Source organism: Arthrobacter sp. zg-Y20, assembly GCF_030142075.1.
Classification (GTDB): domain Bacteria; phylum Actinomycetota; class Actinomycetes; order Actinomycetales; family Micrococcaceae; genus Arthrobacter_B.
Window position 1 is genome coordinate 2,043,038 of sequence record NZ_CP126241.1, and the last position, 25,294, is coordinate 2,068,331.

The 25,294-nt window shown below is 66.4% G+C and carries 24 protein-coding genes and 1 pseudogene; 7 read left to right on the top strand and 18 right to left on the bottom strand.

Annotated elements, in window-relative coordinates:
- Nucleotides 1-28: 28 nt before the first annotated feature.
- Both glpK and QNO06_RS09775 read right to left on the bottom strand, forming a co-directional pair.
- Nucleotides 29-1,552 (bottom strand): glycerol kinase GlpK, encoded by a 1,524-nt coding sequence (gene glpK / locus QNO06_RS09770; RefSeq protein ID WP_227911459.1) that lies wholly within the window; start codon nt 1,550-1,552, stop codon nt 29-31.
- A 56-nt stretch (nt 1,553-1,608) separates the two neighbouring features.
- Complete coding sequence (locus QNO06_RS09775; RefSeq protein ID WP_227911460.1) at nt 1,609-2,355, bottom strand: MIP/aquaporin family protein; 747 nt, start codon at nt 2,353-2,355, stop codon at nt 1,609-1,611.
- A 198-nt stretch (nt 2,356-2,553) separates the two neighbouring features.
- Here QNO06_RS09775 and QNO06_RS09780 point away from each other — a divergent pair, with 198 nt between their 5' ends.
- The 3 genes from QNO06_RS09780 to QNO06_RS09790 are packed head-to-tail and all read left to right on the top strand — an operon-like array spanning nt 2,554 to nt 5,374.
- Nucleotides 2,554-3,390: an aldo/keto reductase gene (locus tag QNO06_RS09780; protein WP_227911461.1), complete on the top strand. Its 837-nt coding sequence runs from the start codon at nt 2,554-2,556 to the stop codon at nt 3,388-3,390.
- On the top strand, nt 3,390-4,280 hold the full coding sequence (locus QNO06_RS09785; RefSeq protein WP_227911462.1) for an alpha/beta fold hydrolase: 891 nt from the start codon (nt 3,390-3,392) through the stop codon (nt 4,278-4,280). The genes QNO06_RS09780 and QNO06_RS09785 overlap by 1 nt, the downstream gene beginning before the upstream one ends.
- A gap of 2 nt (nt 4,281-4,282) precedes the next feature.
- Nucleotides 4,283-5,374 carry a glycosyltransferase family 4 protein gene (locus tag QNO06_RS09790; RefSeq protein ID WP_227911591.1) on the top strand — a complete coding sequence of 364 codons (1,092 nt, stop codon included), beginning with the start codon at nt 4,283-4,285 and terminating at the stop codon, nt 5,372-5,374.
- 9 nt (nt 5,375-5,383) lie between these two features.
- Here the strand turns inward: QNO06_RS09790 and QNO06_RS09795 are convergent, their stop codons facing one another.
- Together QNO06_RS09795 and QNO06_RS09800 are read right to left on the bottom strand one after the other, a co-directional pair.
- Nucleotides 5,384-6,397 (bottom strand): NADP-dependent oxidoreductase, encoded by a 1,014-nt coding sequence (locus QNO06_RS09795; protein ID WP_227911463.1) that lies wholly within the window; start codon nt 6,395-6,397, stop codon nt 5,384-5,386.
- 9 nt (nt 6,398-6,406) lie between these two features.
- On the bottom strand, nt 6,407-6,868 hold the full coding sequence (locus QNO06_RS09800) for a MarR family winged helix-turn-helix transcriptional regulator (protein WP_227911464.1): 462 nt from the start codon (nt 6,866-6,868) through the stop codon (nt 6,407-6,409).
- A 122-nt stretch (nt 6,869-6,990) separates the two neighbouring features.
- Here QNO06_RS09800 and QNO06_RS09805 point away from each other — a divergent pair, with 122 nt between their 5' ends.
- Nucleotides 6,991-7,962 carry a phosphotransferase gene (locus QNO06_RS09805; protein ID WP_227911465.1) on the top strand — a complete coding sequence of 324 codons (972 nt, stop codon included), beginning with the start codon at nt 6,991-6,993 and terminating at the stop codon, nt 7,960-7,962.
- Between the two features lie 14 nt (nt 7,963-7,976).
- On the opposite strand, the gene QNO06_RS09810 is transcribed toward QNO06_RS09805, so the two are convergent.
- Nucleotides 7,977-8,528, bottom strand: a complete 552-nt coding sequence (locus QNO06_RS09810) for a TetR/AcrR family transcriptional regulator (RefSeq protein WP_227911466.1) — start codon at nt 8,526-8,528, stop codon at nt 7,977-7,979.
- A 115-nt stretch (nt 8,529-8,643) separates the two neighbouring features.
- Here QNO06_RS09810 and QNO06_RS09815 point away from each other — a divergent pair, with 115 nt between their 5' ends.
- The 3 genes from QNO06_RS09815 to QNO06_RS09825 all read left to right on the top strand — a co-directional run bounded on the left by QNO06_RS09815 (nt 8,644) and on the right by QNO06_RS09825 (nt 10,438).
- Entirely contained in the window at nt 8,644-9,516 is an 873-nt protein-coding gene (locus QNO06_RS09815) for an NmrA family NAD(P)-binding protein (RefSeq protein ID WP_227911467.1), read from the top strand.
- Between the two features lie 182 nt (nt 9,517-9,698).
- The gene (locus QNO06_RS09820) at nt 9,699-10,133 is read left to right on the top strand and encodes an Hsp20/alpha crystallin family protein (protein WP_227911468.1); all 435 of its coding nucleotides are present in this window, start codon (nt 9,699-9,701) and stop codon (nt 10,131-10,133) included.
- A 155-nt stretch (nt 10,134-10,288) separates the two neighbouring features.
- Entirely contained in the window at nt 10,289-10,438 is a 150-nt protein-coding gene (locus QNO06_RS09825) for a hypothetical protein (protein WP_227911469.1), read from the top strand.
- Nucleotides 10,439-10,442: 4 nt separating this feature from the next.
- Here QNO06_RS09825 and QNO06_RS09830 read toward each other — a convergent pair whose 3' ends face one another.
- The 13 genes and pseudogenes from QNO06_RS09830 to pyrR all read right to left on the bottom strand — a co-directional run bounded on the left by QNO06_RS09830 (nt 10,443) and on the right by pyrR (nt 25,209).
- Nucleotides 10,443-12,581: a primosomal protein N' gene (locus QNO06_RS09830; RefSeq protein WP_227911470.1), complete on the bottom strand. Its 2,139-nt coding sequence runs from the start codon at nt 12,579-12,581 to the stop codon at nt 10,443-10,445.
- Nucleotides 12,582-12,586: 5 nt separating this feature from the next.
- Nucleotides 12,587-13,810: a methionine adenosyltransferase gene (metK, locus tag QNO06_RS09835; RefSeq protein ID WP_227911471.1), complete on the bottom strand. Its 1,224-nt coding sequence runs from the start codon at nt 13,808-13,810 to the stop codon at nt 12,587-12,589.
- Nucleotides 13,811-13,864: 54 nt separating this feature from the next.
- A pseudogene (coaBC, locus tag QNO06_RS09840) lies at nt 13,865-15,094 on the bottom strand (bifunctional phosphopantothenoylcysteine decarboxylase/phosphopantothenate--cysteine ligase CoaBC); the annotation flags it as partial.
- 27 nt (nt 15,095-15,121) lie between these two features.
- A complete protein-coding gene (gene rpoZ / locus QNO06_RS09845) occupies nt 15,122-15,385 on the bottom strand; it encodes a DNA-directed RNA polymerase subunit omega (RefSeq protein WP_227911473.1) in 264 nt (87 codons plus the stop codon).
- 26 nt (nt 15,386-15,411) lie between these two features.
- A complete protein-coding gene (gmk, locus tag QNO06_RS09850; RefSeq protein ID WP_227911474.1) occupies nt 15,412-15,981 on the bottom strand; it encodes a guanylate kinase in 570 nt (189 codons plus the stop codon).
- A 53-nt stretch (nt 15,982-16,034) separates the two neighbouring features.
- Nucleotides 16,035-16,352, bottom strand: a complete 318-nt coding sequence (gene mihF / locus QNO06_RS09855; RefSeq protein ID WP_227911475.1) for an integration host factor, actinobacterial type — start codon at nt 16,350-16,352, stop codon at nt 16,035-16,037.
- A gap of 116 nt (nt 16,353-16,468) precedes the next feature.
- Nucleotides 16,469-17,329: an orotidine-5'-phosphate decarboxylase gene (gene pyrF, locus QNO06_RS09860; protein WP_227911476.1), complete on the bottom strand. Its 861-nt coding sequence runs from the start codon at nt 17,327-17,329 to the stop codon at nt 16,469-16,471.
- Nucleotides 17,322-20,618: a carbamoyl-phosphate synthase large subunit gene (gene carB, locus QNO06_RS09865; protein WP_227911477.1), complete on the bottom strand. Its 3,297-nt coding sequence runs from the start codon at nt 20,616-20,618 to the stop codon at nt 17,322-17,324. The genes pyrF and carB overlap by 8 nt, the downstream gene beginning before the upstream one ends.
- The gene (carA, locus tag QNO06_RS09870; protein WP_227911592.1) at nt 20,618-21,754 is read right to left on the bottom strand and encodes a glutamine-hydrolyzing carbamoyl-phosphate synthase small subunit; all 1,137 of its coding nucleotides are present in this window, start codon (nt 21,752-21,754) and stop codon (nt 20,618-20,620) included. The genes carB and carA overlap by 1 nt, the downstream gene beginning before the upstream one ends.
- A gap of 38 nt (nt 21,755-21,792) precedes the next feature.
- The gene (locus tag QNO06_RS09875) at nt 21,793-22,308 is read right to left on the bottom strand and encodes a PH-like domain-containing protein (protein ID WP_227911478.1); all 516 of its coding nucleotides are present in this window, start codon (nt 22,306-22,308) and stop codon (nt 21,793-21,795) included.
- Nucleotides 22,308-23,633, bottom strand: a complete 1,326-nt coding sequence (locus QNO06_RS09880) for a dihydroorotase (protein WP_227911479.1) — start codon at nt 23,631-23,633, stop codon at nt 22,308-22,310. The genes QNO06_RS09875 and QNO06_RS09880 overlap by 1 nt, the downstream gene beginning before the upstream one ends.
- Complete coding sequence (locus QNO06_RS09885; protein ID WP_227911480.1) at nt 23,630-24,625, bottom strand: aspartate carbamoyltransferase catalytic subunit; 996 nt, start codon at nt 24,623-24,625, stop codon at nt 23,630-23,632. The genes QNO06_RS09880 and QNO06_RS09885 overlap by 4 nt, the downstream gene beginning before the upstream one ends.
- The gene (gene pyrR / locus QNO06_RS09890) at nt 24,622-25,209 is read right to left on the bottom strand and encodes a bifunctional pyr operon transcriptional regulator/uracil phosphoribosyltransferase PyrR (RefSeq protein WP_227911481.1); all 588 of its coding nucleotides are present in this window, start codon (nt 25,207-25,209) and stop codon (nt 24,622-24,624) included. The genes QNO06_RS09885 and pyrR overlap by 4 nt, the downstream gene beginning before the upstream one ends.
- Nucleotides 25,210-25,294: the final 85 nt, after the last annotated feature.

Below are 25,294 nucleotides of genomic sequence, written 5' to 3' on the forward strand. Positions count from 1 at the left end.
GGCCTTCTGCGTCATGCTTTGCGTGGTATCAGTTCACGTCAGCGTCAACCCAGTCGAAGGTCTTGGTGACGGCCTTCTTCCAGTTGCGCATCTGCCGTTCGCGCTCGGCATCTTCCATGGCGGGGCTCCAGCGCTTGCCTTCATCCCAGTTGCGTCCAAGCTCGTCAGTGTCGTTCCAGAATCCAACGGCCAGGCCGGCGGCGTAGGCCGCACCCAGGGCCGTGGTCTCGATGACCTTGGGACGCACCACGTCCACGCCGAGGATGTCGGCCTGGAACTGCATCAGGGCGTCATTGGCAACCATGCCGCCGTCCACGCGAAGTTCGGTCAGCGGAACACCGGAGTCGGCATTCACGGCGTCCAGCACTTCGCGCGTCTGGAAAGCGGTGGCTTCCAGCGCGGCGCGGGCAATGTGGTTCTTGTTCACGTAGCGGGTCAGGCCAACCATGGCACCGCGGGCATCGGAACGCCAGTACGGGGCAAACAGGCCGGAGAACGCCGGAACGATGTACACGCCGCCGTTGTCGTCCACCTGGCGGGCCAGTTCCTCGATTTCCGGGGCGCTGTTGATCATGCCCAGGTTGTCGCGCAGCCACTGGATCAGCGAACCGGTGACAGCGATGGAACCTTCCAGTGCGTACACCGGCTTGGCGTCGCCCAGCTGGTAGGCCACGGTGGTGATCAGGCCGTTTTCGGAACGGACAATCTCCTCGCCGGTGTTGAAGATCAGGAAGCAGCCGGTGCCGTAGGTGTTCTTGGCGTCACCCTGGGCGAAGGCGGCCTGACCGAAGGTGGCGGCCTGCTGGTCGCCCAGGATGCCAGCGACCGGGGTTTCGCGGAGCAGCTGCGACCCGGCAACCATGCCGTAGACCTCGGACGAGGAACGGATCTGGGGCATCATGGACTTAGGCACGCCGAATTCCTTGAGGATGTCCTCATCCCAGGTGAGTGTCTCAAGGTTCATGAACAGCGTCCGCGAAGCGTTGGTCACATCGGTGATGTGCGCGCCGCCGTCGGGGCCGCCGGTCAGGTTCCAGACGATCCAGGAATCCGTGTTGCCGAAGATGAGGTCCCCCGCCTCGGCCCGCTCGCGGGCCCCTTCAACATTGTCCAGGATCCACTTGATCTTCGTGCCGGAGAAGTACGTTGCCAGCGGCAGGCCCACGGTGTTCTTGAAGCGGTCCAGGCCGCCGTTCTGTGCCAGCTCGTCAACGATGGGCTGCGTGCGGGTGTCCTGCCAGACAATGGCGTTGTATACGGGCTCGCCGGTGTTCTTGTCCCAGACCACCGCGGTTTCGCGCTGGTTGGTGATGCCGACGGCGGCGATGTCGTGCCGGGTCAGGTTCGCCTTGGAGAGGGCGGTGCCGACTACTTCGCGGACGTTGGTCCAGATTTCCTGCGGATCGTGCTCGACCCAGCCGGCGTGCGGGAAGATCTGCTCGTGTTCCTTCTGGCCCGTGGAAACGATGTTTCCGTCGTGGTCGAAGACGATGGCCCGGCTGCTGGTGGTGCCCTGGTCGATGGCGATGATGTACCTGGGATTATCAGGCATTGTTTCTGCTCCTTGCGGTGGGGGTATATGGGTGACCGCGGGCGGCGGCCGGTGCGCTACAGCGAAATTTCCGGGAGGGGAATCTGGGCGCCGAGGAGGCCGCCCAGGGCGCCGCCGATCAGCGGACCCACCACGGGGACCCAGGCGTAGGCCCAGTCGCTGTTGCCCTTGTGCCGGATGGGCAGCAAGGCGTGGACGATGCGCGGACCGAGGTCACGTGCCGGGTTGATGGCGTAGCCGGTGGGGCCGCCGAGGGAGGCACCGATGCCGAGCACTACCAGCGCCACGGCCAGCGGACCCAGTTCGGTCGGTGTACCTGCGAAGGCAATAATCGTAAAAACAAGCACGAAGGTGCCGATAATTTCGGTAACGAGGTTCCAGCCGTAGGAACGGATGGCCGGGCCGGTGGAGAAAACGCCCAGGATGTTGGCGGCGTCGGGTTCGTCGTCGAACTGCTTCTTGTACGCCAGCCATGCGACGAAGGCACCAATAATGGCGCCGGCCATCTGGCCCGCGAAGTAGGTCAGGGCCGCACCGAAGGACACCTCGACACCGGGGGCAAATTCATCGGCACCGCTGGCCCACAGGCCCACGGTGACGGCCGGGTTGATGTGTGCGCCGGAAATGGCGGCAGCGTAGACACCGGCAAACACACCGATGGCCCAACCCCAGTTGACCATCAGGAAACCGCCGCCGGCACCCTTCGTCTTGGCCAGGGCAACGTTGGCTACGACACCGCAGCCAAGAATGATGAGGATGGCGGTTCCCGCCAGCTCACTGATAAAAACTTCTCCCAGAGTCACCATCGACTCCTCCGATCATTTGTGGCATTCCGCGCCCCAGACGGGTGGGCGGATTTCTTTGGTTCTATGCAACCAATCTTTTGCAAGAAGCGCCATTACCTTAGCGGACCTCTTTGGCGGCACGCCAATTACAGCACGGCAAAACAGGTAGTCAGGTCCGATTCGGCTGGCGGGCGCCCACCTCGGTAAAGTCATCTTATGCAGCCGGCACCTCGAATCGAGCTCAATAACGGCGTCCTGATGGACCAAATCGGCTTCGGCACCTACAAGGTTCCGGAAGACAGCGCGGCCGGCCTGTGCCTGACCGCGTTCGACACCGGTTACCGCCATGTGGACACTGCCGCCCTGTACGGCAATGAAACCGGGGTGGGCGAGGCCGTCAATACCTTCACGGACAGCGGCAGCGCCGCCCGCGGGGACATTTTTGTCACCTCCAAGGTCTGGAATACGGACCAAGGCTACGACTCCACCCTGCAGGCCTTCGACGACTCCCTCGCGCGGCTCGGCTTGGACTACTTGGACCTCTACCTGATCCACTGGCCCTGCCCCCGGCGAGGCCTGTTCATTGAAACGTACCGGGCCCTTGAAAGCCTGTACGCCTCCGGCCGGGTGCGGGCGATCGGCGTCTCGAACTTCCAGCCGGCACACCTGGAGCAGCTGATGGATGCCACCGGAATTGTTCCGGCCGTGAACCAGATTGAGCTGCACCCGTGGCTGGCACAGCAGGAACTGCGCGAACTCCATGAGCAGCTGGGCATCCGCACGGTGGCGTGGAGTCCGCTGGGACGCGGTGCCGTCCTGGCCGACCCGGTCATCGGGCAAATAGCGGGCGAACTGGGCCGGACCCCGGCGCAGGTCATCCTCCGCTGGCACCTGGACCAGGGCAACGTGGTGATCCCCAAGGCCAGCAGCCCGGAGCGGATTGCGGGGAACCTGGACCTGTTCTCCTTCGAGCTGACGGACGCGCACCGGCAGGCGATTAACGGCCTGGACCGCGGCCAGCGGTCCGGCTCCCATCCGGATGAGGTCAATTGATGTCCGCTTCGGCCGTGACCTTGGCGCGCAACGCCGTCGTCCGCTCCTTTACCGTGGCGGGCACCGAGCAGTTCTGCTGGGACTTCAGCCCGCTCGACGACGCCGGCGCACCTCCCGTTTTGATGGTCCACGGCTTCCGCGGCGACCACCACGGGCTGCTCCGCATAGTGGAATCCCTCCCCCGCCACCGGGTCCTGGTGCCCGACCTTCCCGGGTTCGGCATTGGCTCCGCCCTGCCCGGCCGGCACGATGTTCCGGCCTACGCCTCCTTTGTCCGGGAGGCCCTCGCCGCATTGGACCTGGGCCCGGACACGGTGCTGCTGGGCCACTCTTTCGGTTCGATCATCTCCTCGCACCTCGCGGCACAGTCCCCGGAGCTGATCAGCGAACTGGTGCTGGTCAACCCCATCTGTGAGCCTGCCCTGGAGGGACCCAAGGGCATCACCAGCAAGGCGGCGGAGCTGTACTACCGGGCCAGTGCCGCCCTGCCGGAGAGGCCCGGCATGGCACTGCTGCGCAGCCCGCTGATTGTCCGCGGCATGAGCATCATGATGGCCAAGACCCGTGATCCGGGGTTGCGCCGCTGGATCCACGGCCAGCATGATGCGTATTTCAGTGCCTTCGCCAACCGCGCGGTGGTCCTGGACGCGTTCCGGGCCTCCATCTCCGCCACGGTGCGCGACGTCGCCGCGCAGCTGGCGATGCCGGTGCTGCTGATCGCTGCGGAACAGGACGACCTCGGATCCGTGAAGGGCCAGCGGAAGCTGGCGGCTATGATTCCAGACGCTGAGCTGCACATCCTTCCCGGGGTGGGGCATCTGGTGCACTATGAAAAACCGGCCGAAGCGGCAGCAATAATCGAAGATTTCCTGTCCCGGAGGCACACATGAGGATGCGGCTGGCCATCGACGCCCGGTTTACCCGCACGGACCACCACGACGGGATCAGCCGCTACGGCGCCAGCATGATCGAAGCGGTCAGTGAACACGCCGATGTCCTGATGCTGATTTCGGACGAGCGGCAGCTGGCCCTGCTGCCGGACCTGCCGTGGGTCAGGATCAACAGTCCCCTGTCCCCCGCCGAACTGTTTGTGGCCCGGCGGATCAACCGGCTGGGGGCGGATGCGGTGTTCTGCCCCATGCAGACCATGGGCAGCTGGGGACGGAAGTACCCGCTGATCCTTACCCTGCACGACTTGATCTACTACCAGAACCCCGCCCCGCCGTCGTTCCTGCCGCTGCCGGTGCGTGCCCTGTGGCGGCTGTACCACCTGGCGTACTGGCCGCAGCGGCTCCTGCTGAACCGGGCCGACGTCGTTGCCACCATCAGCGAGACCACGCGGGCGCTGATGGAGCAGCACCGGCTGACCAGGCGGCCGGTCCGGATCCTTGCCAATGCACCGCAGCCAGGTGCCGTGCCGCGGACGGCGGATGCCCCTGCGGAACCGTCGCTGCTGTATATGGGTTCGTTTATGCCGTACAAGAATGTGGAAACGGTTATCCGCGGCATGGAGCACCTGCCCGGGTTCACGCTGCACCTGCTCAGCCGGATCAGCGATGCACGGCGGACGGAACTGGAGGCCCTGGTTCCGGCCGGGGCGCAGGTGCGGTTCCACAACGGGGTGACCGATGAGGAATACGATCACCTGCTGCGGCGGGCAACGGCCCTGGTGACCCTGTCCAAGGCCGAGGGCTACGGGCTGCCGGTGATCGAGTCAATGGCGGTGGGCACCCCGGTGGTGGCCAGCGACATTCCGATTTTCCGGGAGGTATCCGGCGGCGCGGCCCTGCTGGTGGATCCGGACGACCCGGCCGCGTTCGCCGGTGCCGTCCGTGAGCTGGCGGTGCCGGAGCGCTGGCAGAAGGCGTCCGACGCCGGCCTGCAGCGGGCGGGCGACTACGGATGGGCGGCTTCCGCGCGGCAGCTGATGGCAGCGGCCGGGGAGGCTGTACGCCTGTTCCCCGGCCGCCGACGTCGTCGTTAGCGCCTGCCGTTAGAGGTTAACGACCATCTTGCCCTTGTTGGCACCCTTCATCAGGTCGATGAAGGCCTGCGGTGCGTTCTCCAGACCGTCCACGAAGGTTTCGTCGTAGCTGACCGCGCCGTCCCGCAGCCAGCCGCCCATCACGGTGTTGAACTCGTCGACATACTGGCTGTAGCTGCCGACGATGAAGCCGCGCAGCGTGATTTCCTTGCCGATGGCGATGGCAAGGTTGCGGGGTCCGGTGGCGGCGCCCTTGTCGTTGTACTGGGAGATGGCCCCGCACATTGCGACCCGGCCGCCCTTGTTCATCACTGAGAGGGCTGCTTCGAGATGTTCGCCGCCAACATTGTCGAAGTAGACATCGATACCGTCCGCACCGGCTGCCTTCTTCAGGGCGTCCTTGACGGGGCCCTCGTGGTAGTTGAACGCCTCGTCGAATCCGAGGTCAAGCAGCCGCTGGACCTTTTCCGCGGAACCGGCGCTGCCGATGACCTTCTTCGCTCCCAGCGCCTTGGCGATCTGGCCTACGAGGGATCCCACGGCGCCTGCGGCACCCGAGACGAAAACCACATCCCCTTCTTTGAACTCCCCCACCTTGGTCAGGCCGATGTAAGCGGTCTGTCCGGGCATTCCCAGTACACCCAGGTAGGCGCTGGCGGGTGCCAGATCCGTGTCAATGACCTTTGTGCGGCGGCCGTCCAGCACCGCGTAGTCCCGCCAGCCAAGGCCGTGGAGCACTATGTCGCCGGGCTTGCGGTCATCCGAGCGGGACTGAATGACCTCGCCGACTGCACCGCCCTCGAGTGCGGCGTCGAGCTTAAACGGCGGGACGTAGGACTTCACGTCATTCATGCGTCCGCGCATGTAGGGGTCCACGGACATGTGCAGGTTACGGACCAGCACCTGGCCGTCCTGCAGTTCAGGGACCGGCACTTCGGCCAAGCGGAAGTTCTCATCTGCGGGCCAGCCCTCGGGGCGGGAGGCAAGCTGGATTTCACGGCCTGTTTCGGGGTACGTGCTCATGGAGAGGTCCTAACTGTTGGGGTGGATGGACTGTTGGGCTTTGGCCACGGACTGCCGCAGCGCGGCATTGACCTTGGCGAGGGTTTCCTGGAGGCTGCGCAGTTCCTCCGGATCCAGGCCGGCGGATGCTGCGACACGGTCCGGAAGGTCGTGGGATTTCTGTTCCAGGGCGCGTCCTGCATCTGTGAGGTAGACGCGGACCCGGCGCTCGTCCTCAACGGCCCGGCGGCGCTGAAGCAACTGCGCCGCTTCCAGCCGCTTGAGCAGCGGAGAGAGCGTGCCCGAGTCCAGTTCCAGGGACTGCCCCAGGTCACTCACGCTCTGGCCGTCCTGTTCCCAGAGCAGCGTCATTACCAGGAACTGCGGGTAGGTCAGCTTAAGTTCCTCGAGCATCGGACGGTACAGCGCGGTGGCGGCCCGTGAGGCTGAGTACAGCGAGAAGCAGACCTGGCGCTGCAGCGATTCGTTCATGCCTTCCACCGTAGGACACAACTCAGTTGTGTACAACTTAATTGCCTTCGGGGCTGCTGGCGCCTGTCGCCCGGCTGCAGCAGCTGGCGGCAGGTTGCCGCCCCCTCCCGTAGGCTGTGGCCATGCAGGAACCCCTGGCTATTCCCGATTACCGCCGAACCGCACGCCGTCTCCCCTGGGGCCGGCTTCCTGCTGCTGTCCGGGACAGCATTGCCGCTTCCCTTGACGGCGGGGTGTCACTGGTGGAGCCGGCAGGCGGCGGGTTCACCCCCGGCTTCGCTGCGGTGCTCGGGAACAAGAGCGGGGACCGTATCTTCGCCAAGGCGGCCGCTGCGTCGGACGCCTTCATCTACCCTTCCTATCTCCGCGAGTCCCAGGTGGTTCCCCTGCTGCTCCCGGGGATGCCTATGCCTGCCCTGCGCAGTGTGCAACGGCTGGTGGCCGACGGCATTCACTGGCAGGTGCTGGTGTACGAGGCCGTGCCCGGACGGATGCCGGGCCAACCCTGGACCGAAGCGGATGTTGCCGCCGTCGAAACCGCCTGCGTCACTGCCGCAGCACTGCTCGCCGGCTTCCCGCGTTCCGAAGGCGGAACACCGGTTGCCGAAGATATGGCCCTGATTCCGACCCGGTTCAAGGCGGTGGCCGACGGCGGAGAGCCGCCGTGGTTCCTGCCCGGGCTCAGCGCTGAAGAGGCCGGCGGGTTCCAGGAAGCACTGGACCTGTGTCCCGAGGCACTGGCCGGAGACGCCGTCCTGCACGGCGATCTGCGCGCCGACAATATCCTCATCAGCAACGGACGTGCGCTGTTCTGCGACTGGAATTTCCTGGGCACCGGTGCACCCTGGATCGACTGGGTGGGGGTGCTGCCTTACGGCCGGGCCGACGGTATCGACGCCGATGCCTGGCTGCGCCGGTCCGAACTCACCCGGGACGTGCCGGACGCCTATATTGATGCCTTGCTGGCAGCCCTGCTGAACTACATGATCCACTGGGGCAGCCAACCCGACGTCGACACCAGTCCCCTCCTGCGCATCCACGGACGGCACACAGCCCGGCTGGTGTACGACTGGCTGGCTCGCCGGCAGGGGTAGTGCGGGGCCGCAGGCTATCCCAGCCCCTCCAGGACAAGGGTCAGATGCCGGCGCCAATCGGCGCCTCCGGGCTGGAAATACATGGTCGACATAATCCCGCAGGTGATCACCGGAAAGTCGTCCCAGGTCAGATCCCCGCGCACGGCACCGGAGTCAGCGGCCCTGCGGATGATCCGGGTGACGATGCGGGCAAACTCCGTCTTCTCGGCTTGGACGCCCTCCCATTCGAAAGGCCCGGAACCGAGCAAGGCGAGCTGGAAGCCGGCGTCGTCGTCCGCGGCTTCCAGGTAGCCCACCAGCACGGCCTCAAATGCCGCCCGGGGGTCTTCGATGGCCTCCGCCGAGCGGGCGAGCTCAGACATGCCGCCGAATCGTTCCTGCACAATCGCCGTGAGCAGCTCCTGCTTGTTGGAGAAGTGCCGGTAAAGGGAACCTATGCCGACGCCGGCATGGGCAGCAATTCTGTCCATGTGGACATCGTTGCCGTGGCTGGCGAACAGCTCCCTGGCTGCAGCCAGGATTTTCTGCCGGTTCCTTCGCGCATCGGCGCGTAAAGAATCATTCAATGTGGCACTCCTTTGACAAACGGAATTGTAGTTCCGTATTGTGGCGCACACCAAAGCGGAACCGGAACTCCGGTTCCAGTCCTGCCAAGCAGGATGCCCATTTTCGGAGGAAACCATGATTGTAGTCACCACACCAACCGGCCAGATCGGGCACGCAGTAGTTCAGGGCCTGCTCGCGGAGCGCCAGTCCGTGCGGGTTATTGCCCGGAACCCCGCGGCGCTGCCGGACGGCATCGCCGAAAACGTCGAGGTGTTCGCGGGTTCGCACGGCAACCCTGAGGTCGCCATGGCTGCCTACGAGGGGGCGGATGCCGTACTCCACATCACCCCGCCAGATGTCCATGCAGCGAATGTACGGAGCCACTACCGCGGGTTCGCCGCGGCGTCGGCGGCTGCAATTACCGCAACAGGGGTCAAGCGTGCGGTCGTGGTATCCACCCTCGGGCGGGGGTATACGGCAGAGGCCGGGCACCTCTCCGCTGCCCTGGAGGCGGAAGGGATCATCAACGCAACAGGCGTGCACACCCGCTCCCTGGCCATGCCCTTCTTTATGGACAACCTCCTGAACCACCGCTCATCCATCAAGGACCACGGGATACTCCCCCTGCCCAACGAGCAGGACAAAGTACTGCTGACCGTCGCGACCCCCGACATCGCCCGTGTTGCGGTGGGACTGCTGACAGACCGGACCTGGACGGGGCAGGAGTCGTTACCCGTGGTGGGGCCGGACCTGCTCACCCCACGGAAGATGGCAGGGATTATCTCGGACAGTATCGGCCGGCCCGTGCACTTTGCGCAGGTCAGCTCCGATACCTACCGGTCGACGCTCCTCCAATACGGCATGAGTGAAGGCTGGGTTCAGGGCCTAGCGGACATGGGGACCGCCCAGAACAACGGCATTTACGACGTGCAGGTCCGAGACCCGCACCGGGTTACCGAAACAAGCTTCGCGGCCTGGGTGGAAACCACGCTCAAACCTGCGCTCTGAATTCCCGCGCCTGCGTCACCTGTGCCGCCGAAAAAGTAGTTGGCACTCCGACCCGTGGAGTGCTAATCTGCTTCCGCAAGTTGAGTGATGCTCACTCAGCTTTGGAACAATTGCACAACAAACGCACAACAAACGCAGAACAACGCTTGAATCAAGCGATCGAATGGAGGAGTTGATACCACATGGCTATGAAGTTTGATCCGTTCCAGGAACTCGACCGGATGGCACAGGCACTGCGCGGTGAAGGAACGCTCCGCGGCATGCCGATGGACCTTTACCGGCAGGGCGACCACTATGTCCTGGCCGCCGACCTGCCGGGCATCGATCCCGGATCCATCGACGTTGATATCGACGGCCAGCTGCTGACCATCCGGGCCCAGCGCACGCTGCACGGAGCCGAAGGCGTCAAGTGGCTCACCCGTGAACGGGAAAGCGGTTCGTTCCTGCGCCAGCTGAACCTGGGGCAGGGACTCGACACCGAGAAGATCTCCGCAAGCTACGAGAACGGTGTCCTGAGCGTAACCATCCCGGTGAGCGAGCGGGCCAAGCCGAGGAAGATCGCGGTGCAGGCAGGCGAAGCCCGTGACGCCGAGGCACACGAGGCCGTCAGCGCGTGAAAACCAAGCGGGGTCCCGGGAACTCTCCCGGGACCCCGCTCTTGTACGCGGTTGTTGCCAAGTTCACGCCGCTCCGGTTAGGGACCGTTCCGTGGCCGGCTGGATACTGGAAGGGACTCCTCTTAGTCGCCGCGTCCAGGAAGAAGGGATGGCCTGTGCATATTCCCAAAGTCAATCGGCCCGGCTGGATGATCCACGGGGTGCCCCGCGGACTTCTCGGAAGGCTTGCCAGGCTGGGCAACGCCGCGCAGCTATCGCTCCTCGTGCTGCTGGCGGGCTGCGCCGTCCTGTGTGAACTGCTGTAGCGGCTTAAAGGATGTCGGTGCCGTCCACCCGCACGTACACCGGGTCCCCCGTGCGCCGCGCGGATGCTGCGGCCTTGACGGACCGCAACGACGCCGTGATGGACGGGGCCGCAGCATAGGGGAAGAACAGCAGCGTGCGGTACCTGCCGCCGGCTCCGCCCAGCTGCCCGGCCTCCGGTCCGCTGTCCTGGACGCCGCCCGGAAGACCTGCGGAGGGAAGCGGTGCAGGACCAATGGAACGGACCCCCTGAGGCAGGTCCAGCCGGGTACTAAAGGCTTCCAGTGCCTCACGCGAACCGGTCAGCTCCGCATACCGTACAGCAGGAGGCAGGCCTAGTTCCTGCCGCAGCGCCAGTTCGCGCTCCGCTGCCCCCGCAGGGTCCCAGCGCAGCAGGTGCCCAACGGTTGTGCCGTCGTCGGCCGTCACCACCACCAGTCCCTTCTCCCCCGCCGGACGAACCAGCGCGGCGGCGCTGAACCAGCGCCGCAGGGTATCTTCCCCGGCACGCAGGGACTCCCGCGAGAGCATCGCGTTGCCGTCCAGCAGGATGGCCGCCGCGTATCCGCCGGCCGCAACCGGTTCGGCTCCGGGCGTGGCAACCACCAGTGCAGGCGCATCAGGGATCTCGGCCCGCACATGGTCCCCAGCCGATGAAATGACCGTGGTGGAAGGAAAGGCGCGCCCCAGCTCCTCGGCAGTGCGTCCCGCGCCGGCAGTGGAACCGCGCAGCTGTGTTCCGCCGCAGTTGCCGCAGTGCCACATAGGCTCCGGGCGCCCGCACCAGCGGCAGGCAGGAATGCCGTTTCGGCTGGCCAGCCCCAACGGACCGGAGCAGTGCCGGCAGCGCGCGGGTTCCCGGCAGTCCTGGCAGGCAAGGGCCGGAGAGAAACCGGTACGTGCCACCTGGACCAGCACCGGACCGCGGGTCAGCCCGTCCTGGGCGGCCTTCCACGCTGTATGCGGAATCCGGGCCCGGGCCGCCAACGGATCCCGTTCCATGGTGAAGGAGTCCGAGGTGCTGACCACGCGGGGCGCGTGCCCGCGGACGGTGGAGCGCTCGGCCGCGATCCCGGCGGCCCAGCCGCTGGCAACCAGCCGCTGGGCTTCGGTGCTGCGCGAATGCGAGGCAAGCAGGAGCGCACAGTTCTCCAGTTCGGTGCGCAGCAGCAGGACATCGCGTGCATGCTGGTAGGGAGCGCGCTGCTCGGCATGCAGGTCATCGGCGTCGTCCCAGAGCACGGCCAAGCCAAGGTCCGTTACGGGTGCGTAGGCAGCTGACCGGGTGCCGATAGCAACCCGGACGTCACCGTGCAGCAGCTTTAGGAAGCTGCGGTAGCGCGGGGTGGGACCGTCCTCCGCAGTCAGCCGCACAAACGCGTCGGCTCCGATGCGTGCGGTCAGGGCAGCCTGAAGCCGGGCCAGGTCCTTGTTGTCGGGCACCACCACTACGGCCCCGCGCCCGGAAATCAGCGTGGACCGGACGGCTTCGGCGATTTCGGCAGGCCAGTCCTGCGGTCCGTATCCGCCCAGCGAGGAGAGCACCGCGCGCGGACTGTGGCCGGCAGCCAGGTGGGTGAGGAAGCGGGGGCCGTGCGGATAACGTGCCAGCGGATTCGCTCCGGCACCTTCCGGTCCGTCAGCCTTACCCGGTGCGGCCGGCGTAGCAGTTTCGCCGTCGTCCGCCGCGTTCTTGCGTGCCGTGAATTCCTTGTCCACACGGGCCGCCCGCGGCGGAATGGCGACGCGCAGCACATCGTGCACCGTGCCCGCGTACCGTGCCGCCACCGCTTCAGCCAGGCGAAGGATCTGCGGGGTGAGCACCGGCTGCGGGGAAATGACCTTACCCAGCGGCATCAACCGGGCCGTGGTATCCGCTTCCGCGGTCCGTTCGGTGATGAACCCGGGCAGCTCCTGCCCGCCGAACCGCACCTTGACCCGGGCACCGGACACCGCGTCGGCGTCGAGCTCCACGGGAACCAGATAGTCGAACGGCCGGTCCAGGTGCGGCAGGGGCGAGTCCAGCAAGACGCGCGCTATCGGCAGGGCAGGCGCCGGCTGGGCCTTGCCCACTGCCTTGGCCGGCGGCGTGAAGCCGTGCAGCAGCGACAGCTGCACGGCCTCCCCGGACTGGTCCGCTGCCATGCCGGCTACACGTTGAAGTAGCTGCGGAGGTCCTCGACCTTGTCCTTGCGCTCCCAGGTGAACCCTTCATCCTCGCGGCCGAAGTGGCCGTGCGCGGCGGTTCGCTGGTAGATGGGGCGCTTCAGGTCCAGGCCGTTAATGATGCCCAGCGGGCGGAGGTCGAAGACCTCCTGGACGGCGTCAGCGATCCGGGCCGGGTCAACGGTTTCGGTCCCAAAGGTCTCCACGTAGATGCCTACGGGGCGGGCCATGCCGATGGCGTAGGCAATCTGGATTTCCGCACGCCGGGCCAGGCCGGCGGCGACCACGTTTTTGGCCACCCAGCGCATGGCGTAGGCCGCTGAACGGTCCACCTTGCTCGGGTCCTTGCCGCTGAAGGCGCCGCCGCCGTGGCGGGCGAATCCGCCGTAGGTGTCCACAATGATCTTGCGGCCGGTCAGGCCCGCGTCTCCCACGGGGCCGCCGATGACGAACGGGCCGCCCGGGTTGATGATGTGCTGCACGTTGGAGACGTCCAGGTCACTGCCGGCCAGCACGGGATTAATGACGTACGCCGCCATGTCGGCCCGCAGCTGCTCAAGGTCCAGGTCTGCGGCGTGCTGGGTGGATACCACCACGGAATCAACGGACACTGGGCGGTCGCCGTCGTAGCCAATGGTGACCTGGGTCTTGCCGTCCGGGCGGAGGTACGGGAGGGTGCCGTCCTTGCGGACGTTGGTCAGGCGCTCGGAGAGCCGGTGCGCCAGCCAGATGGGCGTGGGCATCAGCACCGAGGTTTCATCACTGGCGTAGCCGAACATAATGCCCTGGTCCCCCGCGCCTTGGGCGTCGTACGGGTCCACCACCTTGCCGGTGCGGTTTTCCAGGGAGTTGAACACGCCGGAGGCGATTTCCGGGGACTGCTGGCCAATGGAGACGGACACACCGCAGCGCGCACCGTCGAAGCCGTTGGCGGAAGAGTCGTAGCCGATGTCCAGGATGGTGTCGCGGACCAACTGCGGGATTTCGACGTAGCCCTCGGTGGTCACCTCACCGGCAACATGGACCAGGCCGGTGGTCACGAGGGTTTCAACAGCTACCCGGGACTCGGGGTCCACCTTGAGCAGTCCGTCGAGGATGGCGTCACTGATCTGGTCGCAGATTTTGTCCGGGTGGCCCTCAGTGACGGATTCCGAGGTAAAAAGGCGCAGGTTGGACTGCGTCTTGGGAGAGGCAGAAGTAGAAGTCACAGCATTTACTCTACCGGGCACCCCGGACACTCCCGGACCCGGCCGGCCGCGGGGTCAGGACCGGCGGGCAGCCAGTTCGCCGGCAATCCGTGCGATGATGCGCGCCGAGACCTCGGATTTGGTACCGGCGATGGTTCCGGCCGGCTCCAGGTCCGAGTCCTGCGGTGAGAGAATCGTCACCTCGGTTTCGTCCTGACCGAAGACCAGGGACCGGCCCACCCGGTTCAGCACCAGCAGGTCGCAGCCCTTCCGGGCCAGTTTCTTGCGGCCGTATTCCAGGACGTCGGCTGACGCGTCACCGGTCTCGGCGGCGAACCCGACAATAAGCCGCGGTGCGGCGGTGGCGGACGCATCCCGGTCCTGCACCAGTTCGCGCAGGATATCGGGGTTGCGGACCAGGGTAATCACAGGGTCGGGGACGTCGTCGCTCTTTTTGATTTTGGTTTCCACCGTCCGGTCCGGACGGAAGTCTGCCACGGCCGCGGCCATGATCAGCACGTCCGAATTGGCGGCAGCCTCGCGGACTGCCGCACGCATGTCCAGCGCGGTCTCCACGGAAACCAGTTCGACGCCGGCAGGGGCCGGGACGTCCATGTGGGCGGCGATGAGGCGCACCTTGGCGCCTGCGGCAAGGGCGGCCGAGGCCAGAGCGGTCCCCTGCTTGCCGGAGGAACGGTTGCCCAGGAAACGGACCGGGTCCAGGGGTTCGCGGGTGCCGCCGGCGGTGATGGTTACAGTGGTACCGGAAAGCGGGCCCGGCTCCACCGCGGCCAACGCGGCAGCGTAGATCGCTTCGGGCTCGGGCAGCCGCCCCGGACCCGAGTCCTTGCCGGTCAGGCGGCCGACGCCCGGTTCCAGGACCACGGCGCCGCGGCTGCGCAGGGTCGCCACGTTGGCCGCCGTGGCGGGATGGGCCCACATTTCGGTGTGCATGGCAGGTGCGAACACCACCGGGCCCCTGGCCATCAGCAGCGTATTTGTCAGCAGGTCATTGGCCTGCCCCGAGGCGGCGCGCGCCAGCAGGTCCGCCGTGGCGGGGGCCACCACAATCAGATCGGCTTCATGGCCCAGCCGAACGTGGTTGACCTTCTCCACCTCGTCAAAGACCGAAGAGGAAACGGTGTTGCCGGACAGTGCCTCCCAGGTGGCAACTCCGACAAACTGCTTGGAGGATTCAGTGGGCACAACGCTGACGTTGTGCCCGGCTTCGGTAAACAACCGCAGCAGCGACGCGGCTTTGTACGCGGCAATTCCGCCGCCAACGCCCAGAACTACGCGCACGCTGCTGCCTTCCCCCGTTGGTGGTGCTGTCTACTCGGCGGTTTCGCTCGGGCGCACCACAAGCATGCCGTCGTTGATCTCGCGCAGGGCGATGGACAGCGGCTTTTCGTTCAGCTTGGTTTCGACCAGCGGGCCAACATACTCGAACAGGCCCTCATGGAGCTGGGAGTAGTAGGCATTGATCTGGCGGGCGCGCTTGGCACCGTAGATGACCAGCGCGTACTTGGAATCGGCGGCTTCGAGCAGGTCGTCGATCGGCGGGTTGATGATGCCTTCAGACACAGGGTTCTCCAAAATTCTTGAACGGGATTCGAGGTTTGTCAGCGCTGGCGCGGACTGATTCCCATGAGTGATACGAGCTCAGCTGCAGCCCGCTGGACGTCATCATTAATGACGGTGTGATCGAACTCGGACTCGGCAGCAAGTTCCAGTTTAGCGGTTTCCAGCCGTTGCTGCTGCTCTTCGGGGGTTTCGGTACCCCGGCCCACCAGACGGCGTACCATTTCGTCCCAGCTGGGCGGGGCCAGGAACACGAAATTCGCCTCCGGCATGGACTTCTTGACCTGGCGTGCGCCCTGCAGGTCAATCTCCAGGAGAACGCTGCGGCCATCGGCCATGGCGGCCTCCACGGTGCGGCGCAGGGTGCCGTAGCGGTTGCGGCCGTGGACAACGGCCCACTCGAGCATCTGGTCCTGTTCAATCATGGCGTCGAACTCTTCAGCGCTGACGAAGAAGTAGTGCACGCCGTCTTCCTCGCCGGGCCGGGGTGCCCGGGTGGTGGCGGAGACGGAAAGCCAGACCTCGGGATAATTGTCCCGGATATAGGTGGACACAGTGCCCTTGCCAACTGCGGTTGGACCTGCAAGAACTGTCAGCCGCGGTTGCGACACGTAAACCTCATTCACTCGTGATAAATGCGCTGAAAGACTGCAGCGGTCGAAACCTAGTGGTTCTCCAGCAGCTCGATCAGCGCCTTGCGCTGATGCACGCCCAGCCCCCGGACACGGCGGGTGGGCGCTATACCTACCGTAGCCATTATTCCAGCTGCGCGGCGCTCCCCTACACCGGGCAGGGCGCGGAGCAGGTCCATGACCTTCAGCCGGCCTACGGCCTCCTCCCCCGAACGGGAGAGGATCACTTCTTCAATACTGAGGTCACCGGACTTGATGCGTGACTTGACCTCGGCCCGTACGGCCCGGGCGGCAGTGGCTTTTTCCCGGGCCCGGGTACGCTCGGCTTCGGTCAGGGGCTTGAGGTTCAAAAGGGACTCCCGGACGACGACGTACCGCTGTCAGCGGCTCTGCTGGTAGGACCGAACCTATCCGCAATCGAAGCCCAATTGCAATGGAGCGGGCTTTCGGCGCAGACGGCGCGCAGTTACGGTTTGGCTGCCAGCTCCGCGCCGGCCCGTACCGCCGCTGCCTGCAGCAACCGCGGATCCGGTCCGGCCTGCAGGATGCCGCGGCTGGAGGTGGCCAGGACATTGGGATACGCCGCTCCGAAGGTTTTGCGCAGGTCTGCGGCCGTCGCGCCTTGGGCACCCAGGCCCGGCGCCAGCAGGGGCGCACGGGATGCGGCCAGGTCAATGTCCAGCCCGTCCAGCACCCCGGCCCCCACCGTCGCGCCGACCACCAGGCCCACCGGGCCCAGCCCATCCGGGGTCCGTGCGTTTTCCGCGGCGGCGGCATCAACCACGCGTGCAGCCACCGAGCGTTCCCCGTGAGCGTTGCCGGCGTGCTGCACCGAGGCACCTTCCGGGTTGGACGTCAGTGCCAGCACAAACACACCGCGTCCGCTGCCTGCTGCGAGATCCAGGGCCGGGCGCAGCGATTCGAAGCCGAGATACGGGCTGAGCGTCACGGCGTCGGCGGCCAGGACGGAGCCGTCCCGCAGCCAGGCATCGGCATAGGCAGCCATGGTGGAGCCAATGTCGCCGCGCTTGGCATCGGCAATGCTGAGCATCCCCGCGTCGGCGCACGCCGCCAGCAAGCGCTCCAGGACCGCGAGGCCCGCCGAGCCGTGGCGTTCGAACAGGGCCACCTGCGGTTTGAGTGCGGCGGCGTGCCCGGCCACCGCCTCCAGGACGGTCAGCGAGAAACGCTCCAGCCCGGCGGCGTCGTCGTTAAGTCCCCAGTCCGCCAAGAGGCCCGGATGTGGATCAACGCCCACGCACAGCTGCCCGCGGCGGTCCATGGCCGAGCGCAGCCGTGCGCCGAACTGACGGCGTGCCTCAGGCACCTGCGGCGGCCTTCAGGCGGGCGGCATGCTCCTGCAGCGAGGTGACATCCCATTCATAGGAGCGCATCGCCTCAATGGCCTGCACCGCTGCGCCGAACTCGGACACCGTGGTGACCACCGGGCAGCCGATGGAGGTGGCAGCGGCACGGATCTCGTAACCGTCGCCGCGGGCCTGGCCGCCGGAGGGAGTGTTCACCACCAGGTTGATCTCACCTGCGGTGATGAGGTCGACGACGGTGCCTTCCCCGTTGGGGCCGGTCCCCTCGGCAACCTTCCGCACCACGGTGGCGGTGATGCCGTTGCGGCGCAGTACATCGGCGGTGCCGCCGGTGGAGAGGATTTCGAAGCCGAGGTCGCTCATCAGCTTCACCGGCATGATGATTGAGCGCTTGTCCCGGTTGGCCACGGATACAAACACCTTGCCGGCGGTGGGCAGGGCGCTGTTGGCTGCGGCCTGGGACTTGGCGAAGGCCGTGTCGAAGTATTTGTCGATGCCCATGACCTCGCCGGTGGACCGCATTTCCGGGCCGAGCAGGGAATCCACCACAGTGCCCTCGGGCGTGCGGAACCGGCTGAAGGGCAGCACTGCTTCCTTCACGGCCACCGGGGCGTCCAGCGGCAGGGTGGAGCCGTCGCCGTCGGCGGTCAGCTTTCCGGCGGCCCGCAGTTCAGCGATGGTGACGCCGGTGCCGATCAGGGCGGCGGCCTTGGCCAGCTGCACTCCGGTGGCCTTGGAGACGAACGGGACCGTGCGGGAGGCCCGCGGGTTGGCTTCGATGACGTACAGGACGTCGGAAGCCAGCGCGAACTGGATGTTGATCAGGCCGCGCACGCCCACGCCGGCGGCGATGGCCCGGGTGGCTTCGCGGACCCGGGCGATGACGTCGGTGCCCAGGGTGATGGGCGGCAGCACGCAGGCGGAGTCGCCGGAATGGATGCCGGCTTCCTCGATGTGCTCCATGATCCCGCCCACGTACAGGTCGGTGCCGTCGAAGAGGGCGTCCACGTCGATCTCGATCGCGTCCTCGAGGAACCGGTCCACCAGCACCGGGTGGTCCGGCGTGATTTCGGTGGCGTTGGTGATGTAGCGGGACAGGTTTTCCTCGTCGTACACGATTTCCATGCCCCGGCCGCCCAGCACATAGGAAGGCCGGACCAGCACCGGGTAACCGATTTCGTCCGCAACCTTCTTCGCGTCCTCAAAGGAGACGGCGGTACCGTTCTTCGGTGCGGTCAGTCCGCCCTGGTCCAGGACCCGCTGGAAGGCACCGCGGTGTTCCGCCAGGTCGATTGCCTCGGGCGAGGTGCCCAGGATGGGGACACCGGCGTCGGCCAGCGCCTGCGCCAGCTTCAGCGGGGTCTGCCCGCCAAGCTGGACGAACACGCCCAGTACGCCGCCGGTGCGCTGCTCGGCAGCGATCACCTCCAGGACGTCTTCCAGGGTGAGCGGCTCGAAGTAGAGCCGGTCGGAGATGTCGTAGTCGGTGGAGACGGTTTCGGGATTGCAGTTGATCATGACCGTCTCGTGGCCGGCTTCGCGCAGCGCCATGGTCGCGTGCACGCAGGAGTAGTCGAACTCGATGCCCTGCCCGATCCGGTTGGGCCCGGAGCCCAGGATAATGATGGACGGCTTGGCGTGTTCGGCCACCTCGTCCTCCTCGTCGTAGGAGGAGTAGTGGTACGGGGTGTAGGCGGCGAACTCGGCGGCGCAGGTGTCCACGGTCTTGTAGACCGGGCGCACGTTCAGGGCATGCCGGACGCCGCGGACAACGGCCTCCGGGGTGTTGGTCAGCGTTCCGATCTGCTCATCGGAGAAGCCGTGCCGCTTGGCCAGGCGCAGGATGTCCTCGTTGACCGACGGCGTGGCGCGGATCTGCTCGGCCGTCTCGTTGATCAGGGCCAGCTGGTCCAGGTACCAGGGATCGATGCCGGTGGCTTCGAAGAGCTCTTCAATGGAAGCGCCGCCCAGCAGGGCCTGCTGGACCTGCTGCAGCCGCGCGGTGGTGGGCCGCTTGGCTGCTTCGACCAGGGCCGGGACGTCGGCGGCGTCCACCGGATCGAAGGACAGCGTGGCGCCCTTCTGCTCCAGGGAACGCAGCGCCTTCTGCAGGGCTTCGGTGAAGTTGCGGCCAATGGCCATGGCCTCGCCCACCGACTTCATGGTGGTGGTCAGGGTGGGATCGGCGGCCGGGAACTTCTCGAACGCGAACCGCGGAACCTTCACGACCACGTAGTCCAGGGTCGGTTCGAAGGACGCCGGGGTTTTCTTCGTGATGTCGTTGGGGATCTCATCCAGGGTGTAGCCCAGGGAGAGCTTGGTGGCGATCTTGGCGATGGCGAAACCGGTGGCCTTGGACGCCAGCGCGGAGGAGCGCGATACACGCGGGTTCATTTCGATGACCACCACGCGGCCGGTATCCGGTTCGATGGCGAACTGGATGTTGCAGCCGCCGGTGTCCACCCCCACCTCCCGGATGACGGCGATGGCGATGTTGCGCAGCTTCTGGTATTCGCGGTCGGTCAGGGTCATGGCCGGGGCCACGGTGATGGAGTCGCCGGTGTGCACGCCCACGGGATCGAAGTTCTCGATGGAGCAGACGACCACCACGTTGTCGTTCTTGTCGCGCATCATTTCCAGCTCGTATTCCTTCCAGCCGAGGATGCTCTCTTCGAGCAATACCTCGGAGGTCGGGCTGTACTGGATGCCGGCGCCGGCGATGCGGCGCAGGTCCTCCGCGTTGTAGGCCAGGCCGGAACCCAGCCCGCCCATGGTGAAGGAGGGCCGGACCACCATCGGGTACCCGAGCTTTTCCGCTGCGGCGAAGGCCTCGTCCATGCTGTGCACAATGATGGAATCAGCTGATTCGGCGCCGCAGCGTTCGACGACGCCCTTGAACTTTTCGCGGTCCTCGCCCAGTTCGATGGCGGCGATGTTGGCGCCGATGAGTTCCACGTTGTATTTCTCCAGCACGCCGTTCTTATCCAGCGCGATGGCGGTGTTCAGGGCGGTCTGCCCGCCCAGGGTGGGCAGGATCGCGTCGGGGCGTTCCTTGGCGATGATCTTTTCGACCACCTCGGGGGTGATCGGTTCCACGTAGGTGGCGTCGGCGAACTCCGGGTCCGTCATGATGGTGGCCGGGTTGGAGTTCACGAGGATGACCCGCAGGCCTTCCTCCTTCAGGACGCGCAATGCCTGCGTGCCAGAGTAGTCGAATTCCGCGGCCTGGCCGATGACGATCGGGCCGGAGCCGATGACCAGGACGGATTTAAGGTCGGTTCTGCGGGGCATTAGATGCTCTCCTTGTTCTTACTGGAGGCCATGAGCTCCACGAAACGGTCAAAAAGGTAAGCGGAGTCGTGCGGGCCGGCGGCGGCTTCGGGGTGGTACTGGACGGAGAAAGCGGGGATGTCCAGGCAGGCGAGGCCTTCGACCACGTTGTCATTCAGGGACACGTGGCTGACCTCCACCCGGCCGTAGCGGGACTCCGGTGCAGTGACGGGCCCGTCCAGCGGGGCGTCGACGGCGAAGCCGTGGTTCTGGCTGGTGATTTCCACCTTGCCGGTGCGCCGGTCCAGCACCGGCTGGTTGATGCCGCGGTGGCCGTAGCGCAGCTTGTAGGTGCCGAAGCCCAGTGCGCGGCCAAGGATCTGGTTGCCGAAGCAGATGCCAAAGAACGGGGTGCCGGAATCGAGCACCTCGCGCAGCAGGTCCACCTGGGCGTCGGCGGTGGCCGGGTCGCCGGGGCCGTTGGACATGAACACGCCGTCGGCCTTCAGCGCCGAGATGTCTTCAAAGGTGGAAGCGGCGGGCAGTACGTAGGTCCGAACGCCGCGCTCGGCCAGGCGGACCGGGGTCATCGACTTGATGCCCAGGTCGACGGCGGCCACCGTGGCAATGGGTTCGCCCGTCCAGCCGTGGTCCGCCGGGTCGATCAGGTAGGTTTCATCCACGCTGACTTCTTCGGCCAGACGCGCGCCTTCCATGCCCTGCTGGGCACGGACCTCGGCGAGCAATTCGGCATCCGGACGGCCGGCGTCGTCCCCGGAAAAGATCCCGGCCTTCATGGCTCCGCGTTCGCGCAGGTGCCGGGTCACGGCGCGGGTGTCCACACCGGAGATTCCCACTACGCCCTGCTCCGCGAGCTGCTCGTGGAGAGTGGATTCGGAGCGCCAGCTGGAGGGGCGGCGGGCGGCGTCGCGCACAATGTAGCCGGCCACCCAGATGCGGCGGGACTCGGCGTCGTCGGCGTTGACCCCGGTGTTGCCGATATGCGGGGCCGTCTGGACCACCAGCTGCCGGGCGTAGGAGGGATCGGTGATGGTTTCCTGGTAGCCGGTCATGCCGGTGGCGAAAACCGCTTCGCCCAGGGCAGTGCCCTGCGCGCCGTAGGCCCGTCCGCGGAAGGTGCGCCCGTCCTCGAGCATCAGGACGGCGGGGGTGGGATTGATGATCTCGTGGACTGTCACAGTTGTTCCTCGCTTGGGGCGGCCGATTCCGGCAGAAGTTTCGTTATGGCGTTTACCAGGGGGGTCTTGTCGCTGCCCGCGCGGGTCCGGAAGCCGGTGTCCACGCGCTTGGGGCCGAGCTGCCAGGTCACGGTGACCAGGCCGTCCTTTTCGACGAATTTGCCGGCCATTCCGCGCTCCAACCGGACCGCGCGCAGGTCGGACTTGGGGATCCACAGATCCTCGGCCCCGGACCGGGCAAACAGCAGACCTTCGGGGAAGACGGCGGCGGTGGCGTTGGACTTGATGCCCAGTCCGTACTGCGCCACCCGGTCCAGCCAGTCGCCGGCGGTGGTGGTGACCACGTACTGGCCCAGCGCCTGGAAACCCGATTCCGACAGGTCCTCCGGCATCGGCAGGGGGCGGGGCATGTCCTGCTGGCGTCGTCGGCGGCCGCGCCAGCCCAGGGCAAAGAGGCCCAGGACCACGACAATGAGGGCGGCCAGGCCCAGGAAGAAGTACAGCAGTTCCATCAAGATTCCTTTGCGGCAGCGGGGTGGGGCGTGTTCAGCCTGCCGGCCAGGACCGTAGGGTGGCCGGCGTAGAAAACCGCCTCGACCACGCCGGGCAGTTCCAGTCCGGCAAACGGACTGTTGCGTCCCTTGCTTGCCATCTTATGAGGGTCAACGGTCCGGCGCGCAGTTGGGTTCACCAATATGACATGGGCCGGTTCACCGGCGGCGAGGGGACGGCCCTGCGTGGAGACATTCCCGATCCGGGCAGGTGTGGAGGACGTGACGCGGGCAAAGCCGGCCCAGTCCATCAACCCGGTGTCGATCATGGTGTGCTGCACTACGGACAGCGCGGTTTCCAGGCCGGTCATGCCCATGGCCGCCTGCTCCCATTCGCATTCCTTGTGCTCACTGGGATGCGGGGCATGGTCGGTGCCCACAATGTCGATGGTGCCGTCAGCCAGTCCGCGGCGGACTGCCTGCACGTCCGCGGCAGTGCGCAGCGGCGGGTTGACCTTGTAGACCGGATCGTAGCTGCGCACCAGCTCATCGGTCAGCAGCAGGTGGTGCGGGGTGACCTCTGCAGTGACGCTGATGCCCTGCGCCTTGGCCCAGCGGATGATTTCCACGGATCCGGCGGTGGACAGGTGGCAGACATGCAGCCGGGACCCGGTGTGTTTCGCCAGCAGGACATCGCGGGCAATGATGGCTTCCTCGGCGACGGCGGGCCAGCCGGCCAGGCCCAGGACGGCACTCACCTCGCCCTCGTTCATCTGGGCGCTTTCGGTGAGCCGGGGTTCCTGCGCGTGCTGCGCCACCACTCCGTCAAAGGCCTTGACGTATTCCAGCGCCCGGCGCATCAGCACCGGATCCGAGACGCATTTGCCGTCGTCGGAAAACACCCGCACCCGGGCACGGGAATCGGCCATGGCACCCAGCTCGGCCAGCCGTTCCCCGGCCAGGCCCACGGTTACGGCTCCTACCGGGCGCACGTCCACCCAGCCGGCGCGTTCGCCCAGGCTCAGGACCTGTTCCACCACACCGGCGGTGTCCGCGACAGGCATGCTGTTGGCCATGGCGTGCACGGCGGTGAATCCGCCCAGGGCCGCGGCGCGGCTGCCCGTTTCCACGGTCTCGGCGTCTTCGCGGCCGGGCTCGCGCAGGTGGGTATGCAGGTCCACCATGCCCGGCAGGGCGATCAGGCCGTGTGCCTCGAGAACCTCGGCGCCGTCGGCGTCCAGGCCGGGGCCGACGGCGGTGATGGTGCCGTTTTCGATGCAGATATCCGCCTGCTCCGTGCCGAGCACCGAGGCGCCGCGGATCAGGTAGGTGCCGGTGGTGCTCATAGCGAATGCTCCTGTGCTGTGCGTGCGTGGCTGCCCTCACCGGAGAGCAGCAGGTAAAGGGCGGCCATCCGTACGGATACGCCGTTACTGACCTGGTCCAGGACGGTGGAGCGCGGCGAGTCCGCTGCCCGGGCGGAGATTTCCAGCCCGCGGTTCATGGGGCCGGGGTGCATGATGATGGTGTCCGTCAGGCCGAGAGCGTCCAGCCGGTCCAGCCGGACGTCGTCCAGGCCCCAGCGGCGGGAGTATTCGCGGACGGATGGGAAGAACGCCGAGTCCATCCGCTCGCCCTGTACGCGCAGCATCATCACCGCGTCGGGCCGGCTTTCCAGCGCCTCGTCCAGGTCGTAACTGACCGTGCACGGCCAGGCGCCGACGCCGAAGGGCAGCAGGGTGGGAGGTGCCACCAGGGTGACTTCCGCGCCCAGGGTGCGCAGCAGCCAGAGGTCCGACCGCGCCACCCGGGAATGCAGCACGTCTCCGGCGATGAGCACCTTCATGCCGGCCAGGTCGGTACCGGCGGACGGGGTTCCGTGCAGCCGCGCCCAGTGCCGGCGCATGGTGAAGGCATCGAGCAGGGCCTGGGTGGGATGTTCGTGCGTGCCGTCTCCAGCGTTCAGGACGGCGGCGTCGATCCAGCCGGAGTTGGCCAGCCTGGCCGGCGCCCCGGAGGAACCGTGGCGGATCACCACGGCGTCGGCGCCAATGGCCGCCAGTGTCTGGGCAGTGTCCTTCAGCGATTCCCCCTTGGACACCGAGGAGCCCTTAGCGGAGAAATTGATGACGTCGGCGGAGAGCCGCTTGGCGGCTGCTTCGAAGGAAATCCGGGTGCGGGTGGAATCTTCGAAGAAAAGGTTCACCACGGTGCGGCCGCGCAGGGCGGGAAGCTTTTTGACTTCCCGCTCCCCCACTGCCGCCATCTGCTCCGCCGTGTCCAGGATTGCCAGGGCATCATCCCGGCTGAGGTCCAGTGTGGAGAGCAGATGCCTCATGCAGTGCCCTCGATAACCACTTCGTCGACGGCGGGAGCGCCGGATACCGCAGTATCCGACTCGGTCAGCCGGACACGGACCTGCTCCCGCGACGAGGTGGGCAGGTTCTTGCCCACATGGTCCGCGCGAATGGGCAGTTCCCGGTGCCCGCGGTCAACGAGCACGGCCAGCCGGACAATCCGGGGCCTGCCGAGGTCCACCAAGGCGTCAAGGGCGGAGCGGATGGTGCGGCCCGAATAGAGCACGTCGTCCACCAGGACAACCACCTTGTCGTCGATGCCGCTGGCCGGTTCGCGGGTGGCATACGGCGGCCGGGTGGGGCGGCGGGAAAGATCGTCCCGGAACATGGTCACGTCCAGCTGGCCGGTAATGGCCGCCGGGTCCACTCCCGGGGATGCTGCGGCAATCTTTGCTGCCAGGCGCTGGGCCAGCGGGTATCCGCGGCGGGGAATGCCCATCAGGACAAGGTCTTCAGGGCCCTTGTTGGCCTCGAGGATTTCGTGGGCAATGCGCGTCAGCGCGCGGTCTATGTCAGCTGAAGACAGAACGGTACGGCTGGGTACCGGGACAGTATGATTGTCCATTTCCGCTTCCTCCTTCCCCGCCTCACAGGACGGAACTTAAAGGTTGAATGCGCACCCAAGCTACCACAGGGCGCGCCGCACCCCG